Origin of the sequence: Microbacterium testaceum (assembly GCF_001476655.1) — a bacterium.
Classification (GTDB): domain Bacteria; phylum Actinomycetota; class Actinomycetes; order Actinomycetales; family Microbacteriaceae; genus Microbacterium; species Microbacterium testaceum_C.
This window is the reverse complement of the sequence record NZ_LDRT01000045.1, coordinates 1-18,093: the sequence shown is the minus strand read 5'-3', so window position 1 is coordinate 18,093 and position 18,093 is coordinate 1. Positions and strand designations below refer to the sequence as shown.

The 18,093-nt window shown below is 68.1% G+C and carries 18 protein-coding genes; 9 read left to right on the top strand and 9 right to left on the bottom strand.

All coding sequences use genetic code 11. The annotated features are described in order from the left end of the window. Positions 1–16 precede the first annotated feature (16 nt). The 5 genes from NS220_RS07605 to NS220_RS07585 form a co-directional block, all read right to left on the bottom strand. Positions 17–1,294, bottom strand: a complete 1,278-nt coding sequence (locus tag NS220_RS07605) for an ABC transporter permease (RefSeq protein WP_058623477.1) — start codon at positions 1,292–1,294, stop codon at positions 17–19. Then, positions 1,291–2,619: an ABC transporter permease gene (locus NS220_RS07600; RefSeq protein WP_058623476.1), complete on the bottom strand. Its 1,329-nt coding sequence runs from the start codon at positions 2,617–2,619 to the stop codon at positions 1,291–1,293. The genes NS220_RS07605 and NS220_RS07600 overlap by 4 nt, the downstream gene beginning before the upstream one ends. Further along, a complete protein-coding gene (locus tag NS220_RS07595) occupies positions 2,616–4,133 on the bottom strand; it encodes an ABC transporter ATP-binding protein (RefSeq protein WP_058623475.1) in 1,518 nt (505 codons plus the stop codon). The genes NS220_RS07600 and NS220_RS07595 overlap by 4 nt, the downstream gene beginning before the upstream one ends. 94 nt (positions 4,134–4,227) lie before the next feature. Then, positions 4,228–5,301, bottom strand: a complete 1,074-nt coding sequence (locus NS220_RS07590) for a BMP family lipoprotein (protein WP_058623496.1) — start codon at positions 5,299–5,301, stop codon at positions 4,228–4,230. Between the two features lie 236 nt (positions 5,302–5,537). Then, the gene (locus NS220_RS07585) at positions 5,538–6,653 is read right to left on the bottom strand and encodes a mannose-1-phosphate guanylyltransferase (protein WP_058623474.1); all 1,116 of its coding nucleotides are present in this window, start codon (positions 6,651–6,653) and stop codon (positions 5,538–5,540) included. Positions 6,654–6,875: 222 nt separating this feature from the next. Between NS220_RS07585 and sdhC the strand changes: the two genes are divergently transcribed. From sdhC to NS220_RS07565, 4 genes are read left to right on the top strand one after another with little or no spacing between them, the layout of a single operon-like run. Beyond that, a complete protein-coding gene (sdhC, locus tag NS220_RS07580) occupies positions 6,876–7,310 on the top strand; it encodes a succinate dehydrogenase, cytochrome b556 subunit (RefSeq protein ID WP_013583715.1) in 435 nt (144 codons plus the stop codon). After that, the gene (locus tag NS220_RS07575; protein ID WP_058623473.1) at positions 7,310–7,768 is read left to right on the top strand and encodes a succinate dehydrogenase hydrophobic membrane anchor subunit; all 459 of its coding nucleotides are present in this window, start codon (positions 7,310–7,312) and stop codon (positions 7,766–7,768) included. The genes sdhC and NS220_RS07575 overlap by 1 nt, the downstream gene beginning before the upstream one ends. Before the next feature lie 46 nt (positions 7,769–7,814). Continuing rightward, the gene (gene sdhA / locus NS220_RS07570; protein ID WP_058623472.1) at positions 7,815–9,644 is read left to right on the top strand and encodes a succinate dehydrogenase flavoprotein subunit; all 1,830 of its coding nucleotides are present in this window, start codon (positions 7,815–7,817) and stop codon (positions 9,642–9,644) included. A gap of 1 nt (position 9,645) precedes the next feature. Continuing rightward, positions 9,646–10,431, top strand: coding sequence for a succinate dehydrogenase iron-sulfur subunit (locus NS220_RS07565; protein WP_058623471.1), 786 nt, complete (start codon positions 9,646–9,648; stop codon positions 10,429–10,431). Positions 10,432–10,499: 68 nt separating this feature from the next. Here NS220_RS07565 and NS220_RS07560 read toward each other — a convergent pair whose 3' ends face one another. The 4 genes from NS220_RS07560 to NS220_RS07545 form a co-directional block, all read right to left on the bottom strand. After that, positions 10,500–10,973: a hypothetical protein gene (locus NS220_RS07560; protein WP_058623470.1), complete on the bottom strand. Its 474-nt coding sequence runs from the start codon at positions 10,971–10,973 to the stop codon at positions 10,500–10,502. A 390-nt stretch (positions 10,974–11,363) separates the two neighbouring features. Beyond that, positions 11,364–11,669 carry a hypothetical protein gene (locus NS220_RS07555; protein ID WP_058623469.1) on the bottom strand — a complete coding sequence of 102 codons (306 nt, stop codon included), beginning with the start codon at positions 11,667–11,669 and terminating at the stop codon, positions 11,364–11,366. 39 nt (positions 11,670–11,708) lie between these two features. Continuing rightward, a complete protein-coding gene (locus NS220_RS07550; protein ID WP_058623468.1) occupies positions 11,709–12,074 on the bottom strand; it encodes a hypothetical protein in 366 nt (121 codons plus the stop codon). 4 nt (positions 12,075–12,078) lie between these two features. After that, positions 12,079–12,441: a hypothetical protein gene (locus tag NS220_RS07545; protein ID WP_153004201.1), complete on the bottom strand. Its 363-nt coding sequence runs from the start codon at positions 12,439–12,441 to the stop codon at positions 12,079–12,081. Between the two features lie 388 nt (positions 12,442–12,829). Between NS220_RS07545 and NS220_RS07540 the strand changes: the two genes are divergently transcribed. From NS220_RS07540 to trpS, 5 genes are all read left to right on the top strand, one after another. Beyond that, positions 12,830–13,693, top strand: a complete 864-nt coding sequence (locus NS220_RS07540) for a helix-turn-helix domain-containing protein (protein WP_058623466.1) — start codon at positions 12,830–12,832, stop codon at positions 13,691–13,693. Positions 13,694–13,712: 19 nt separating this feature from the next. Continuing rightward, positions 13,713–14,585, top strand: coding sequence for a DUF2690 domain-containing protein (locus tag NS220_RS07535; RefSeq protein ID WP_058623465.1), 873 nt, complete (start codon positions 13,713–13,715; stop codon positions 14,583–14,585). 9 nt (positions 14,586–14,594) lie between these two features. Further along, positions 14,595–15,794: a YihY/virulence factor BrkB family protein gene (locus tag NS220_RS07530; protein WP_193755305.1), complete on the top strand. Its 1,200-nt coding sequence runs from the start codon at positions 14,595–14,597 to the stop codon at positions 15,792–15,794. 37 nt (positions 15,795–15,831) lie between these two features. Continuing rightward, positions 15,832–16,680, top strand: a complete 849-nt coding sequence (locus NS220_RS07525) for an exodeoxyribonuclease III (protein WP_058623464.1) — start codon at positions 15,832–15,834, stop codon at positions 16,678–16,680. Between the two features lie 70 nt (positions 16,681–16,750). Further along, positions 16,751–17,755, top strand: coding sequence for a tryptophan--tRNA ligase (gene trpS, locus NS220_RS07520; RefSeq protein ID WP_081323031.1), 1,005 nt, complete (start codon positions 16,751–16,753; stop codon positions 17,753–17,755). The last annotated feature ends 338 nt before the right edge of the window (positions 17,756–18,093 follow it).

Here is an 18,093-nt window from a genome sequence, read left to right as displayed (position 1 = left end):
GGGGTGAGGGGCTCGGTCAGCCCTTGATATACGGTTTGCCGGCGGCGGCGGGTCCGCGGATCTGCCCCGCGAAGCCGGCCACCGCGATGATCGTCACGATGTAGGGCAGCATGAGCATGAACTCACTGGGGATGGGCGTGCGCAGCACCGTCAACAGGTTCTGGAGGTTGGTCGCGAAGCCGAAGAGCAGGGCGGCGAGCGTCGCACGGATCGGATCCCAGCGACCGAAGATGACGGCGGCGAGGGCGATGAAGCCGAGGCCGGCGGTCATCTCCTTTGTGAACTGCCCCACCGAGACGAGCGTGAAGTACGCGCCGCCGATACCGGCGATGGCGCCGGCGAGCGAGACGTTCCAGAACCGACTCGAGTTGACCTTGATGCCGACGGTGTCGGCGGCCTGAGGGTGCTCGCCCACCGCGCGCAGGCGCAGACCCCAGCGCGTGCGGTAGAGCCCCCAGGCGACCACGGCGACGACGACGTACATCAGGTAGACGATGAAGGTCTGGTTGAACAGCACCGGCCCGATGATCGGGATGTCGCCCAGCAGCGGGATCTCGATGCGGGGGAAGCGCTCGGGGCGGTTCATGATGTCTTCGTTCGGCACCAGCAGGGCGCCGTACAGGAAGCCGGTCAGACCCGTGACGAGCACATTGAGCACGACACCGACGATCACCTGGTCGACCAGGTACTTGATCGAGAAGGCCGCGAGCACGAAGGCGACCAGCACGCCGCCCACCATGGCTGCGATGAGCCCCAGGAAGGGGTTGCGGGTGAGGGATGCCACGAGCGCGGCGCTGAACGCCCCGAACAGGAACTGCCCTTCGATGGCGACGTTGACGACACCGACCCGCTCGCCGATGACACCGCCGAGCGCCCCGAAGATCAGCGGGACGGACAGCGAGAGCGCCCCGAACAGCAGACCCGTGACCGGGACGAGACCGTCGGCCGCGGCCCAGACGAGGAACGCGAACACCGCCAGGGCACCGAAGACGACGGGAAGCCACAGCGCGGTGCGCCGGTAGCTCACCGCGTCCCAGACCGACCACGCGGTCAGCAGGACGAGCACGACGAGCACGCCCCAGCTGGTCGCCGCGGTCGGCACCGCCACGCTGCCGAGGTCGATGTCCGACGCCGGGTCGCCCAGGCGGAACGTGCTCTGCCCGTCACGCGGGACGAGAGCGAACAGCAGGGCGAGCAGGACGGTGACGACCGCCAGGCTCACCGCCAGCTTGACGTGGCGCACGCGCACCGTGGTCAGCTGGATCGCGTCATCCGCGAGATGCGTCGCGGTCATGCCGCCACCGCCTTCTTGGCCGCCTTGGCCCGGTCTTTGGCCGCGCGCTCGGCCTCGCTCTTGGGGAGGAAGAAGATCGTGCGCACGAGCGGCGGGGCCGCGATGAACAGCACGATGAGGGCCTGCACGACGAGCACGATGTCGACGGGGATGCCCTGCGACGCCTGCATCGTGAACGAGCCCGACTTGAGGGCTCCGAACAGGATGCCGGCCGCGAACACGCCCCACGGACGACTGCGGCCGAGCAGGGCCACGGTGATGGCGTCGAAGCCGATGCCGGAGTCGATGAGGCCGTCGAAGCCCGTGGTCACCGCACCCTGGATCTGGTTCATGCCCGCGAGGCCCGCAAGGCCTCCGGCGAAGAGCATCGCGTAGACGTACATGCGGGGCACCGAGATGCCTGCGGCACGGGCAGCGTGCGGGTTCTCCCCCACCGCGCGGAGGCGGAACCCGAGGCTCGAGCGCTCCATGAGCCACCAGACGAAGACCGTCGCGGCGATCACGAAGACGAAGCCGAGATCGAGCAGCGGGAACTGGGGACCGAACAGCTCGGGGAACTGCGCGTTCGCGGGGGTGGCCGAAGAGATCGGCTGGTCACCGGCCGCGCGCTGCAGCAGGCCCGGAGTGCGCACCATCCACGTCACCAGGTAGTAGGCGACGTAGTTGAGCATGATCGTGAGGATGACCTCATGCGCGCCGGTGCGCGCCTTCAGCAGACCCACGATCCCGCCCCAGAGCGCTCCCCCGGCGATACCGACGATGAGCGTCAGCGGCAGCTGAATGATCATCGGCAGGTCGAGGTTGAAGGTGACGAGTCCGGCGAACGCGCACGCGATGAGGATCTGACCGCGTCCACCGATGTTGAACAGGCCGACGCGGAACGCCAGCGCGACGCCGAGACCGGCCGCGATCAGCGGAGCCGCGAACCCGACGGTGTTCGTGAGGGGGCGGATCTGCGCGCCGAAGTCGGCGACACGGGAGTTGAACACGGCACCGCGGAACAGCGCTTCGTAGCCGCCGTAGACGGAGTTCCAGATCGCGCCCAGCATGTCGCCGGGGCGGGCGAAGAAGTAGCCCGCCGTGACCCGCACCTGGTCGTTCGTGGCGGCCATGAGGATGCCACCGACGATCATCGCCGCGACGACGGCGAGGACGGTCGTGATCCACGACGAACGCAACAGCTCGGTGAGGAACTGGTTCGTACGGGGCGGTGCGGGCGTCTCGGCCGGGGTGTGGCCGGTCAGCGGCCCCGACGCGGACGGCAACTGCTCCGGCGGGAGGCCGGACTCGCCGTTGGCACCCGTGCTCGGGATGTGGCCGCTCACGCTGTCTCCTCCGCGGGCTGCTCGCCCGCCATCATGAGCCCGAGGACCTCGCGCGGGGTGTTCCCCGGCACGATGCCCACGATGCCGCCGCGGTACATCACCGCGATGCGGTCGCCGAGGGCGGCGATCTCGTCGAGCTCGGTCGACACGACGATCACGGGCACTCCCGCATCGCGCGCGGCGACGATCTGCTTGTGGATGAATTCGATCGATCCCACATCGACACCGCGGGTGGGCTGCGCGGCGACGAACAGCTTGAGCGGGCGGCTCATCTCGCGGGCGATGACGACCTTCTGCTGGTTGCCGCCCGACAGGGTGCCGACCGGGGTGGATGCCGACTGCGTGCGGATGTCGTACTCCGCGATCCGATCCCGGGCGAAGCTCGCCAGGGCGGTGCGCTTGATGGTGCCCCCCGCGACGAACGCGGCGTCGGACGAGCGGTCGAGGATGAGGTTCTCCGCGACGGAGAAGCCCCCGACCAGACCGTCTTCCTTACGGTCCTCGGGCACGAAGCCGACGCCCGCGTCGAGGATCGCGCGGACGCTCTTGCCGACCAGATCGGTACCGTCCAGCTCGACGGAGCCGGTCACCCCGTCGGCGAGGCCGACGATGGCCTCGACCAGCTCGGTCTGCCCGTTGCCCTGCACACCGGCGATCGCGACGATCTCGCCGGGCCGCACGTCGAGATCGACGTCGTCGACGACCACGGTCCCCTCAGCGGTGACGACGCGGAGGTTGCGGATCGAAAGACCTCCGGATGCCGCCGCCTTCGGCGCCTCTTTCACCACGGTCAGCTCGACCGCACGACCGACCATGAGCGAGGCCAGTTCGCCGTTGCTGGCGGTCGGCTCGGCCTCGCCGACGATCTTGCCCAGGCGGACGACGGTGATGCGATCGGCGACCTCGCGCACCTCGCGCAGCTTGTGCGTGATGAACACGATGGACGTGCCCTCGTCGCGCAGCTGACGCATGATGCCCATGAGCTCGTCGGTCTCCTGCGGGGTGAGCACGGCCGTGGGCTCGTCGAACACGAGGACCTTGGCATCCCGGGACAGCGCTTTGATGATCTCGACGCGCTGCTGCACGCCGACCGGGAGGTCTCCGACGAGGGCGTCGGGGTCGACCTCGAACCCGAAGCGCTGCGCGACATCGCGCACGTGCGTGCGGGCGGCGTTGAGGTCGAGTGCCCCCAGCGCCTTGGTGTTCTCGTGACCGAGCATGACGTTCTCGGCGACGGTGAAGACGGGGATGAGCATGAAGTGCTGGTGCACCATGCCGATACCCGCGGCCATGGCGTCGCCGGGACCGCGGAAGCGCTGGACGACGTCGTCCAGCAGGATCTCGCCCTCGTCGGCCTGGTAGAGGCCGTAGAGGACGTTCATGAGGGTGGATTTACCGGCACCGTTCTCTCCGAGGAGAGCGTGGATCTCACCAGGTTGCACGACCAGATCGATGTGGTCGTTCGCAACCAGGGACCCGAACCGCTTGGTGATGCCGCGGAGCTCGAGCTTCATGCTGTGCACCTTATTCGAAGACGTTCTGAAGACGGAAAGAAACCGCGGTCGGTCGGACTCCTGGTCCGACCGACCGCGGTTCGAGGAGAACGCCTTACGGCGAGCTGGGCGAGGTGACCTTGAGCGAACCCGACACGATCTGCTCGCGCAGCGCGGAGAGCTCGTCGGTCAGGCCGGCGGGCAGCGTGAACTTCGAGTTGAAGTCGGCCAGGCCGACGCCGTCGTTCTCGAGCGTGCCGACGTACGGGGTGACGTCGAACTCACCCTTGGCCGCCTGCGTGACCGAGTCGTACACGGCGGTGTCGATGCGCTTGAGGATCGAGGTCAGCACGAGGTCCGCCACGTTCGGGTCGGCCTTGGCGAGGTCGGAGTCGACACCGAGCATGACGCTCTTCGAGCCGCTGTCGCGGATCGCGTCGGCCGCGCTGCTGTAGATCGGGCCACCGACGGGCAGGAGCACGTCGACGCCCTGGTCGAGCAGACCCTGAGCGGCCTGCTTGGCGGCGTCGTTGGCCGCGAAGCCACCGGTGAACGAACCGTTCTGGGCGGCGACGTCCCAGCCGAAGGTCTGGACGCTGGCGCCCTTGTCCTCGTCGTACTTCTTGACGCCGTCGACGAAGCCGTCCATGAAGATCGTGACGGGCGGGATCGGGATGCCACCGACGGTGCCGACCTTGTTCACGCCGTTCTCCGCGGAGTAGGCGGCCGCGGCGTAGCCGCCGAGGTAGGCGGCCTGGACGGTGTCGAACAGCAACGGCTTGATGTTCGGGGCGTCGGTCTTGCCGTCGTTGTCGGTGTCGGCGCGGTCGTCGATGATCGCGTACTGGAGGTTCGGGTTGGCCTTGGCCGAGGCGACGGTGTCGGCGCTGAGCTTGAAGCCCACCGCGACGATGAACGTGCACCCCTCGGCGACGAGGTTCTCGAGGTTCGGGGCGTAGTCGTTCGCCGAGCTGGACTCGACCTCGATCGCCTTGACGCCGAGCTCCTTCGCCGCCTTGTCGATGCCCTCCTTCGCCGACTGGTTGAACGAACGGTCGTTCCAGCCGCCGTCATCCGAGATGATGCAGGGCGTGAAGCCCTCGACGAGGTCTCCCCCGGCAGCAGCGGACGAACCGGTGCTTTCGGGTGCGGCGCCGCAGCCGGCGAGCAGCACAGCAGTGCCGATCATGGCGAGACCGCTGAAAACGGCCTTCTTCGTGGTCTTCACGAATGGTCCTCCAAGACGGGGGCCCCCAACGGGTTCGGGGGACGATCCCGTCACGTTACCCACTGTGACGATCCGCTTGCGTCCCCGGAGGCCCCGTGCGCGGCAATGGTTACAAAGACGCAATCTCACGTGATCCGTCCGCCACACGCCAGCGCGGCGAGCGGAACCGGATGCCACGCATCCTGGCATCCGGTCTCTTACAGCACGTCCCCGCGGCCGGTGAGCTTGAGGGCGTCGACGACGCCTTTCACGCGCTGCGCGTTCTCGGCGGTGGTCACCAGGAGCGCGTCGGGGGTGTCGACCACGACGATGTCGCGGACGCCGATGAGGCTGATCACGCGCTTGGTCTGGGTCACGACGATTCCGCTGGAGGCATCGGCGAGCACGCGAGCGCCCTCACCGAGGATCGCGAGCTCGTTGCGACCGTGCGAGTTGAGCTTGGACAGGCTCGCGAAGTCTCCCACGTCGTCCCAGTCGAAGTGCCCCGGGATGACGGCGAGGCGCCCCTTCTCGGCCGCCGGCTCCGCGACGGAGTAGTCGATGGCGATCTTCTTCAGGCTCGGCCAGAGGCGGTCGACGGCGGGTCCGCGACGGTCGCGATCGTCCCACGCCTCCGCCAGCTCGAGCAGTCCCGCGTGCAGTTCGGGCTCGTTGACCGCGAGCTCGGCGAGGAGGACGTCCGCGCGCGTGATGAACATGCCGGCGTTCCAGAGGTACGCGCGGTCCTCGAAGTACTGCTTCGCCGTCTCGAGGTCGGGCTTCTCGACGAAGCGCTCCACCATGTACGCCTCGGGGGCACCGTCGACGATGAGCTCGCCCGCCTGCTTGATGTAGCCGAAGCCCACCGAGGCCTCACTGGGCTGGATGCCGATCGTGCAGATGTACCCCTCGCGCGCGACGGCCACGGCCTGACGCACGGCGAACTCGAACTGCCGGGTCTGACGGATGACGTGGTCGGCGGCGAAGGAGCCGATGATGACGTCGGGCTCACGACGCACGAGGATCGCGGCGGCCAAGCCGATCGCCGCGGAGGAATCGCGGGGCTCCGACTCGAGGAAGACGTTGTGGTCCGGGACGCCCGGGAGCTCGCGCTCCACGGCGGCGCGGTGCGCGCGGCCCGTGACCACCGCGATGCGCCCCTCGCCCGACAACGGCGCGAGGCGATCCCAGGTGTCGCGCAGCAGGGTCTGACCCGACCCGGTGAGGTCGTGGAGGAACTTCGGGGCGTCGGCGCGCGAGAGCGGCCACAAGCGGCTGCCGATGCCCCCGGCGGGGATCACGGCGTAGAAGTCGTCGATAGCGGGGTCTGCCATGGCACCGACCCTAGTGGCAGCGTCTGTCCCCCTCTTCCCCGGTCGCACAGGGCGAGACGGACCGCCGGGGCCGAGGCATCCGGAAAGTATCTCGATGTCGAGAGACTGTTAGGACCCCCTAATCCCCTCTGTTCATAGCTCGGACGTAGTATTTTCTTGCGCCCGTGTGACGCTTGGGGCCTCTGCCGGCTCCCCCACCGTGTTCGATCAGGGAGGACGACCGTGTCAGCACCAGCACGTGCCACGCCGTCGGTGAAAGAGACCACCTCGAAGAGGCCGCGCGGCACGCTGTACCGCGGCCGCGAGGGCATGTGGTCGTGGGTCCTGCACCGCATCACGGGCGTGGCGATCTTCTTCTTCCTTCTGGTGCACATCCTCGACACCGCCCTGATCCGCGTGTCGCCCGAGGCGTACGACGCCGTGATCGGCACCTACAAGAACCCGATCATGGGGCTCGGCGAAGTCGCTCTCGTCGGCGCGATCGCTTACCACGCGTTCAACGGCCTGCGCATCATCCTGGTCGACTTCTGGCCCTGGGCCACCCGTCACCAGCGTCAGCTCTGGTGGGGCGTCCTCGGCCTCTGGGTCGTCACGATGCTCGGTTTCACCCCGCGCCACCTCATCAACGTCTTCAGCGCCGTCACCGGGAGCCACTGATGTCCGTCGCCCAGGAAGCCAGCACGATTCCCGCCCCGCGTACGCCGAGCGTCCGCAAGAAGGGCTCCAACCTCGAGAAGTGGGGCTGGATCTACATGCGCGCCTCCGGCGTGCTGCTGATCGTCCTGATCTTCGGCCACCTGTTCGTCAACCTCATGACGAACGACGGCATCCACCAGATCGATTTCGCGTTCGTCGCCGGCAAGCTCGCCTCGCCGTTCTGGCAGTGGTGGGACGTGCTGATGCTGTGGCTGGCCCTCATCCACGGCGCCAACGGCATGCGCACGATCGTGAACGACTACGTCACCAACGCCACGGTCCGCAAGGTCCTCGTGTGGTCGCTGTGGCTGTCGGCCGGATTCCTCATCCTGCTCGGCACGCTGGTGGTCTTCACCTTCGACCCCTGCCTCGGCGTGACCGAGAGCAGCACCCTCTGGGACGCGTGCCAGGCGGCGTGAGCCGACGGCATCCCTTCTTTCCCCTGACAGCAGAGGTATCGCACACGTGAGCACCCAGACTTCCTCGGATTCCGTCGTCAAGGACGGCGTCCACTACCACCAGTTCGACGTCGTGATCGTCGGCGCCGGCGGCGCCGGCATGCGCGCGGCCATCGAGGCCGGCCCCGGCGCGAAGACCGCCGTCATCTCGAAGCTCTACCCCACCCGCTCGCACACCGGTGCGGCGCAGGGCGGCATGGCCGCGGCGCTGGCCAACGTCGAAGAGGACTCGTGGGAGTGGCACACCTTCGACACCATCAAGGGCGGCGACTACCTCGTCGACCAGGATGCCGCGGAGATCCTCGCCAAAGAGGCGATCGACGCCGTCATCGACCTCGAGAACATGGGCCTGCCGTTCAACCGCACGCCCGAGGGCAAGATCGACCAGCGCCGTTTCGGTGGTCACACCGCCGACCACGGAAAGACGCCCGTGCGCCGCGCGTGCTACGCCGCCGACCGCACCGGCCACATGATCCTGCAGACGCTCTTCCAGAACTGCGTCAAGCTCGGCATCAACTTCTTCAACGAGTTCTACGTGCTCGACCTCATCACGGTGAAGGATGCCGCGGGCAAGACCCAGGTCGCCGGCGTCGTCGCGTACGACCTCTCCACCGGTGAGCTCCACGTCTTCCAGTCGAAGGCCGTCATCTTCGCCACCGGCGGCTTCGGCAAGATCTTCAAGACCACCTCGAACGCCCACACCCTCACCGGTGACGGCGTCGGCATCGTGTGGCGCAAGGGCCTTCCGCTGGAGGACATGGAGTTCTTCCAGTTCCACCCCACCGGCCTTGCCGGTCTCGGCATCCTGCTCACCGAGGGAGCCCGCGGCGAGGGCGCGATCCTGCGCAACGCCAGCGGTGAGCGCTTCATGGAGCGCTACGCCCCGACCATCAAGGACCTCGCTCCGCGTGACATCGTCGCGCGCTGCATGGTCCAGGAAGTGGCCGAGGGCCGCGGCGCCGGCCCCCACCGCGACTACGTGCTGCTGGACTGCACGCACCTGGGTGCCGAGGTGCTCGAGACCAAGCTCCCCGACATCACCGAGTTCGCCCGCACGTACCTGGGTGTCGACCCGGTCGTCGAGCCCGTGCCGGTCATGCCGACCGCGCACTACGCGATGGGCGGAATCCCCACCAACATCAAGGCCGAGGTGCTCGCCGACAACGACACCGTCGTTCCGGGCCTCTACGCCGCCGGCGAGTGCGCGTGCGTCTCGGTGCACGGCTCGAACCGCCTGGGCACGAACTCGCTGCTCGACATCAACGTCTTCGGCAAGCGCGCCGGCCGCAACGCCGTCGAGTACGTCAAGACCGCCGACTTCGTGCCGCTCCCCGAGGACCCCGCCGCCGAGGTGCGCGGCCTGATCGAGGGGCTCCGCAACAACAGTGGCACCGAGCGCATCGCGGTGCTCCGCAAGACGCTGCAGGACGAGATGGACAAGGGCGCGCAGGTGTTCCGCACGCACGAGTCCCTCGCCCATGTCATGGACGTGATCGCCGACCTGCGCGAGCGCTACAAGAACATCCACGTCGACGACAAGGGCAAGCGTTTCAACACCGACCTGCTCGAAGCGGTCGAGCTGGGCTTCCTGCTCGACCTCGCCGAGGTCGTCGTCTACTCGGCTCAGAACCGTGAAGAAAGCCGTGGCGGTCACATGCGCGACGACTTCCCCACGCGCGACGACGAGAACTACATGCAGCACACCATGGCGTACCTGTCGGGCGACCCGCACTCGTCTCACCCCGCGGATCACATCGAACTCGGCTGGAAGCCCGTGGTCTTCACCAAGAACGAGGCCGGGGAGCTGCGCTACCCGCCGCTGGAGAGGAAGTACTGAGATGGCATCCACCGTCATCGAGCAGGTCGACACCTCGGACGAGGTCGAGCAGACTCCTGAGGACACCGGCATCCAGTCGTTCCTCGTCACCTTCAACATCCGCCGCTTCGACCCCGAGGTCGACGACGAGCCCCGCTGGGTCGACTACGACGTGGAGCTGTACTCCACCGACCGCGTGCTCGACGCCCTGCACAAGATCAAGTGGGAGGTCGACGGCTCGCTGTCGTTCCGCCGCTCGTGCGCGCACGGCATCTGCGGATCGGATGCCATGCGCATCAACGGCCGCAACCGCCTGGCCTGCAAGACGCTGATCAAGGATCTCGACATCTCGCAGCCGATCTACGTCGAGGCGATCAAGGGCCTGCCCCTCGAGAAGGACCTCATCGTCGACATGGAGCCGTTCTTCGCCTCCTACCGCGAGGTGCAGCCCTTCCTCATCTCGAACTCGAAGCCCGAGCCCGGCAAGGAGCGCGTGCAGTCGATCGTCGACCGCGAGGTCTTCGACGACACCACGAAGTGCATCCTCTGCGCCGCGTGCACCTCGTCGTGCCCCGTGTTCTGGACGGACGGGCAGTACTTCGGCCCCGCCGCGATCGTCAACGCGCACCGCTTCATCTTCGACTCGCGCGACGACGCCGGCGACGTGCGTCTCGACATCCTGAACGACAAGGAAGGTGTGTGGCGCTGCCGCACGACCTTCAACTGCACCGAGGCGTGCCCCCGCGGCATCGAGGTCACCAAGGCCATCGCCGAGGTCAAGCAGGCCGTCCTCCGCGGCGGTCGCTGACGACGACGACAAGGTGTTTGCCGTCGGCCCGGAGCGAATCTCGGCCGACGGCAAACACCTTTTTCGCGTCAGCGGGAACCGAAGTGGACGAGATCGGCTCCGTTGACATATTCCAGAGCGTCGGAGTCGGCGAACTCCGGGTGCAGCTGCCCACCCATGAGCACCGCGTGCTGGAGGAAGATGCCGTTCCGCCCGAGGTCACCGCGTGCAAGCGCATCCCTCGTCAGCTGCCAGTCCTTCGCCAGAGCAGCGTCGATGGCCTCGATGCCTCCCTGCGCGATGGGGGCGACGCAAGCGGCGATGCCCTTGGCGCTTCGCGTCAGCGCCATGAGCACGGTGCGTTCAGGGGTGAGGGCCAACGCCCCGTCGATGATCGAGAGGTCGTAGACGGAGACGCCGAAGAGGCCCGCTACATGGGTCAACGCCTCCGATGCTTTCGCCGACGCCGAGAACCAGACCACCGCGGATGACGCCGTCATCGCGGAGTAGAGAGTCTGCTGCGGATCGTCGGGGGCGGCCTGCGGATCGGTCAAGGTGTTCATCGGTGGTTCCCTCTTCTCAGTAGACATCGGAGCCGCAGTAGGGGCACTTGTACGGGCCGCGCGGATTCATCTGATCGGTGAAGACCCGATGGCCCTTCTGACAGGAGCTCTCCCTCTGCCAGTTGCCGGATGGCGTCGGCGACGCGTCGGTTTTGAACATCCACGTTTCCTCTCTCTTCTCGCGACGTTCGTCGCGACGGCGGTGGTTCTCGCCCGGCCTCACCCGAGGGAGCGGCCGAGGCGGGGTGTGACGCATCACAGCAGTGCGCGTCGTTCGACGAGTGGCGTCCGGGATCGTTCCGGAGGATCCGAACGCGTTGTCTCCGCTCGCGGCGTCGCATCTCGGGCAGAGACGAAGCCCGTTCCACGCTCGCCCGGGGCGACGACCATTCACCACGACGGGGACGACCAGTCCACCGCCTCGTCGATGGATCGGTCGAGGTTGTCGCGCGCGGCTGCTCCGTACGTCGCGCAGAACGCGTTGACGGCGTTGGTCACGCCGAGGACGTTGCCGGGATCCGCGGTGTCGAGGCCGTGTGCCCGCAGAAGATCCGTCAGCAGTTTGCCGCGGGCCGTGAGCGCCGTTTCTCCGTACTGCTGACAGGTCGTGCTCCCGCTACCGGAACAGGCAGAGAGGACGGTGACGAGCACGACGCACGCAGCGATCGCGCCTCCCGCCCGCAGGGATCGGGTCATGAACTCTCCTTCTGGGTGTTTGTGTGTGGTGTCGCGAACTCATTGACGCGTCAGCGCGACGATCTCCGCCCCGGCACCGTCGAGCAGCACGGCGTTGTCGTCGCCCTCGAACCGGAGGCGATAGGTGATCTCGTTGGGCGGCTGTCGCACGACCAGCAGGTAGTCGCCGTCCTGCGATCGATCTCCGAGCGTGCAGGTCATGACGCCGCCGATGTCGAGCGGGGCGCCGCGGTAGTAGTACATCCCCGTGCACCTGCCGTCGGCCTCCACGGTCTTCAGTCCGGAACCGTCGTCGGCCTGCCAGAGACCGGTGAAGTCCGGTCGAGACGCGGAACACGCCGACATCGAAGCCGATGCCACGACGGTGATCGTCAGCGCGATCAGGCCGATCCTCAGACGGCGCATGCCCTCACGACCGCGAGGCAAGGAGGACCCCCACCATCCCGAGCGGGCTCTGCATCATCGCCCACGCGACGACCGAGAACGCGATCGTGATGACCGGCAGTGTCTTGGACCGATCGCCCCGTATCGCCAGAACGAGGAACAGCACACCCAGCGCGAGGCCGACGAGCGGTATCGCGATCGCCAGGATCAGCGCGGCCCACACCAGAATGTTCCAGAGGATGTCGAGGGCGACGTCCTTGGCGACCTCCGCAGCGAATCCCGCCGAAGCGATGGTGACGTCGCGCGCGGTCACCTTGTCATCCGGGGCGCGGGCCCCCTGACGCTGGGCGTCGGGTTCTGTGGCGTCGTGAGGCAGAGGGTTGGTCATCATCATTCCTTGGAGGGGTCATCGGGTCGGCTCGCGCGTCGGCGGACCCCCACACGCCGACGTGGGAGGAGCGAATCATGTCCCCGACCAGCCCGAGAGGCGTTCGGGAAGGATTCGGAAGATCCGCACGACACACACGCGCCACGGCACCGGAGACGCAGCGCGAAGGGGTTCGAGAAGAGGTCCGGAACGGCAGTCCGGAAAATCCGGAAGCGGGGGTGTCGCTGACAGCGCGTGGGCCACGCCCGCGAAATCCCGATCTTGCGTTCGCCGGGTGTTCGATGGCGCTTCCTGTCGTCGCGATAATGACTTCCAAGCACCCGAGGGGACCGCTCGGGGGAAGAAGAAGCGCATCACCTCCGCGTCTCGGACCACAGGAAGAGGAGCCATGGAACCCGCCGTTCCTGCCACGGAGCCACCGGACACGATCGCGCGCTTCGCCGCCGATCTCGCGGCTCTCCGCAGCTCGTCAGGCGCACCGTCGCTGGCCGAGATGAGTCGAACGACCGGTATCTCCAAGAGCGTGCTCTCCGATGCCTTCGCGGGTCGCAGACTCCCCACCGAACACACGCTCCGCGCTCTCGTGCCCGCGCTCGGCGGCGACGTTGCTCCCTGGCTCGCTCGCCGTGTCGCGCTCGATCCTCGGTATCGGGCGCAGCCCGAGACGGCGTCCGTCCCCGCGCGCACGCCGCACGAAGCAGCGTCGCCGATCGCTCCGAGGAAGCACGCGCGACCCGTCACCCGGGCAACCCTGATCATCGCCATGTCGGTGTGCGCGCTCCTGAGCAGCACTCTGACCGTCGGCGGGGTGTGGCTTCTCGCCGGTCCCCTCGGCCTGAGAGAAGCCGGGAGCACGGGGGCTCTGCCGGTGCCGTCCAGCACCTATGTGGCGGTGGAGACCGGCGCCGACCCGATGCAGTCCTCCTGCAAGAACGATGCGGTCCTCGCCGGAGGCGACAGGTTCCTCGACGGTCAGGTGCTCATCGAGATGATGTATTCCAACTCGTGCATGGCCGTCTGGGGCCGGGTGACCCGCTACGACGGCCTGGCTTCAGGCAACACGCTGTCCATCAAGATCTATCCCAAGGACGACCCGCAGAGCGAGCGCACCCAGATCCGCACCGAGAGCGACGTTCAGTCCATGTACACCAAGATGCTCGTCGAACCCGATGTCGATGCGCGCGTCTGCGGGGTCGCCACGGTGACCGTCGATGGCCAGAGCTTCGAGCAGCCGAACCCCGTGTGCATCTGATCGGGCACGGCGGCGTCCGATGAACATCCTGGCCGGAGGCGACGCGGGCTCCGCGTCCGACGTCCAGACGCACACTCAACCGGATTCCGTCTTCCGCTTCGCCGCCGACCTGCGAGGCCTCCGTCACTCCCGCGGGAACCCCACGCTCGAGTCGATGGCGATGGCCACCCGGATCTCCAAGAGCGTCATCTCTGAGGCCTTCGTCGGCCGTCGACTGCCCACCGCCAATACCGTCCGGGAACTCTCACGGATGTTCGGGGCGGATACCTCCGCGTGGCTCACGCGACGCGCAGCCCTGGCGGCCTCCTCCGCGCGGGCACCGGCGCTCCCCTCCCCCGAGCCGCCGTCTCGTCGATCCCGGCGTCCGGCTCTCGTGGTCATCGCCGCGACCGTTGTCGTGGCCGGACTGATCGCCGTCGGAGCGGGCTCGGGTTCGTCATCGCGTCCCGCTCCGTCCCCCTCCGCAGCGCTTCGCGACCTCCCCGTGGTACCGCCGATCAACGGCGCCGACCCCTTGCAGACATCGTGTCCTTCCGACGCGAGGGCCATCCGCCAGACCTCCGTGGCGGATGGACTGTTCTCGGTGACGCTCATGTATTCACCGCGATGCGAGGCGGCATGGGCGGTGGCGACGGCGGGGGTCGCCGACGCCGAGGGCACCACCGTGTCGCTTCGCCTCTATCCGACAGGCGACCGGTTCGGTGGCCAGGCACGCGCGACGCTCGACGACGGCGCCATCGCGCGAACACGCATCCTGACCGCCTCGGTGATCTCGGACGGGGTCTGCGTCGAGGTGAGCCTGGCCCGGCAGGGCGGCGAGTCGATCGTCTACGACCCTCCCCTGTGCGCCGATCCCGTCTCGGCCGGTGAGGGTGCGGCATCCATTCATTAGGCTCGACGGGTGACCGAGAGCCGCAGCGACCCTCGACCGCTGCCCGCGGCCGCCGAGGACGAGCGCACTCTCCGCGAGCGTCTCGAAGCCGCGCAGACGGCGGTGCGCGAGCGCCTGGACGAGCCCCTCGCCCGCGCCGCGAAGCTCGTGCAGTGGTTCCCCATCCGGGTGTGGCGGCACTTCCTGCAGCACAACGGTTTCCTGCTCGCCGCCGGGATGAGCTACCAGGGGCTGTTCGCCGTCTTCTCCGCGCTCTATCTGTCGTTCGCGGCGGTGGGGATCTGGCTGGGGGGAAGCAAGGCGGCGATCGACGGCCTCATCGGCATCATCAACAGCTACATCCCGGGGCTCATCAGCAAGAACGGGCTGGTGCAACCCGACAAGGTCGAGGCCGTCGCGCAGGAGAGCGGGAAGCTGCTCGGCATCACGGGAGCCATCGCGGCGATCGTGGTCATCTGGACGGCGATCGGGTTCGTGACCTTCACCCGACGCGCGGTGCGCGACACGTTCGGGCTCCCCTTCGACATGCGCAACTACGTCCTGCTGAAGGCGCGCGACTTCGTGGCATCCCTCTTGTTCGGACTCGCACTTCTCGTCGGCGCCCTGCTCGGATCGATCACGACCGGCGCCGTCGACCTCGTCTTCGGGATCCTCGGGTGGGATCGCGAGACGCCCGGCTGGACGATCGGCGCACGGGCGGTGTCGGCCTTCGTCGCGTTCGGCGTGAACACGGTGGCACTGGCGTCGCTGTTCCGATTCCTGACGGGAACGACCCTGACCTGGAAGCGCGCGTGGCCGGGGGCCCTCGTCGGCGCCGGGGGAATGGTCGTGCTGCAGATCGGCGCGGGCTTCCTCCTCGTCTACACACCGACCAACCCGCTCCTCGGCACGTTCGCCGCCCTGATCGGCTTCCTGCTCTGGTTCCGCTTGATCGGCATCGTCATCCTCGTGTCCGCCGCCTGGATCGCCGTGGCCGCGGGCGACCGCGACGTGCCGCTGCGCTCCCCCGAAGACCGCCTCGCGATGGAGCAGGCGGCACTCGTCATCGCCGCGCAGGTGAGGGTGCGCGAGGCGGAGAAGGCGGCGGCGAACGCCCGGTGGCCCTGGCGGTGGCGCGCGCGGCGGCGCGCGGCCGCGGCTCGCAAGAACCTCGCCCGCGCGAAGGCCGCCCTCCCCGCGCCGCGGCGGACGACGCTTCTGCCCGACTGACCCGGTCGATGTCGGAGGCCGCCGTTAGGCTCGGAGGGTGGCTCGTTCCGTACGCATCGTCTCCGTCAACGTCAACGGCATCCGTGCCGCCGTCCGCAAGGGCATGATCGAGTGGCTCGAGGCCTCCGGGGCCGACATCGTCACTCTCCAAGAGGTCCGCGCGACCGCGGAACAGCTCGCCGAGGCTCTTCCGGGCTGGCGAATCTTCAACGACGAGGCCCTGCAGAAGGGCCGCGCGGGAGTCGCGATCATCAGCCGCCTCCCCGGCGTCGAGACCCGCACGCACCTCGGTCCCGAGCCGCTGGATGCCTCGGGGCGGTGGATCGAGACCGACTTCGACATCGACGGCGAGACCGTCACGATCGTGAGCGCCTACGTGCACAGCGGCGAGGTCGACACCCCCAAGCAAGACGCCAAATGGCTGTTCCTGGATGCCATGGAGCAGCGCCTCGCCGCTCTCCAGGCCGAGCGCGAACTGGCCCTCGTCACCGGCGACCTCAACGTCGGTCACCGCGAGCTCGACATCAAGAACTGGCGCGGTAACCGCAAGAACGCGGGTTTCCTCCCCCGCGAGCGGGCGTACTTCGACCGCTTCTTCGGCCCCGCCGGCGAACGGGTCGAGGGCGTGGACGGTTCGGTCGGCACCGGTCTGGGGTGGATCGACGTGGGGCGCCGGCGAATGGGCGAGGTCGACGGCCCGTACACGTTCTGGTCGATGCGCGGCAAAGCCTTCGACACCGACAGCGGCTGGCGAATCGACTACCACGTGGCGACCCCCGCCCTGGCCGAGCGTGTCACCTCCTACCGCGTCGACCGCGCCCCGTCGTACGACACCCGGTGGAGCGACCACTCCCCCGTGATCGTCGACTACACGCTGGGGCGCTGACCCCGCGGGGTGCGCGGCACCGGGACTTTTCCGGCGCGGGGCGCGCGCGCCCGACGCCTAGGATCGAGGGGTGACTCAGCAGCGCCTCTACTCCGGAATGCAGCCCTCCGCCGACAGCCTCCAGATCGGCAACTACATCGGCGCGCTGCTGCAGTGGCGGCAGCTGCAGGACGAGTACGACGCGTTCTTCTCGGTCGTCGACCTGCACGCCCTTACGCAGCCCGGTGATCCCGCCGAGCGTCGCGAGAAGACCCGCCGCACGGCCGCACAGTACATCGCCGCAGGTATCGAGCCGTCCCGCTCGACGCTCTACGTGCAGTCGCACGTGCCCGCGCACGCCGAACTGCAGTGGGTGCTGTCGACCCTGACCGGTTTCGGCGAGGCCGGACGCATGACCCAGTTCAAAGACAAGTCGGCCCGCTACGGGACGGATGCCACGAACGTCGGCCTCTTCACGTACCCGGTGCTGATGGCCGCCGACATCCTGCTGTACCAGACCGACGTCGTGCCGGTCGGCGACGACCAGAAGCAGCACATCGAGCTGACCCGCGACCTGGCGGAACGTTTCAACAAGAGCTTCGGCGAGACGTTCACGATGCCCAAGCCGATGATCCAGCGCGAGACCGCCCGCATCTACGACCTGCAGAACCCCACGTCGAAGATGTCGAAGTCGGCCGAATCCGACGCCGGCGTGCTCTGGATGCTCGACGAGCCGAAGGTCAGCGCGAAGAAGATCATGCGCGCCGTCACCGACTCCGAGGGCGCCGTGCGCTTCGACCGCGACGCGAAGCCCGGGGTCTCCAACCTCCTCGTGATCTACTCGGCCCTCACGGGCCGCGACATCACGTCGATCGAGGACGAGTACGCGGGCCGCGGCTACGGCGACTTCAAGAAGGGGCTCGCCGAGGTCGTGGTGAACGAGTTCGAGCCGGTGCGCGAACGTGCGCTCGAGCTGATCGCCGACCCCGCCGAGCTCGACCGGGTGCTGGCGACGAACGCCGAGCGCGCGGCATCCGTCGCCGAGAAGACCCTTTCCGACGTCTACGACCGCATCGGTCTGCTGCGCCGCGGCTGATCCTGACCGTTCGACTCCCGCGCGACTCCCGGAGCCGCGCGGGCGTCGTCCTGCACATCTCCTGCAGAATGGCGCGGTTCGGACCACGGGATCCGCCTGGTGCTCGACAACGCAGGAGGTGTGCATCGGTGCGTGAAGGCACCACCTCCCGAGCCGCGCGCTGAGGCCCCTCGGCGCCGCGCACAACTCCTGCAGAACCCGTCTCTCCGTCGGCGGTGGCCGACAGGAGGCTCGATCTGCAGGAGGTGTGCGCCGGGAACCAGGCGAGCGACGCCGCCCAGCCGTCCCCACCTGTCTATTATACCCATCTGACGCTGCCGACGATCTTCCGCGTTTAG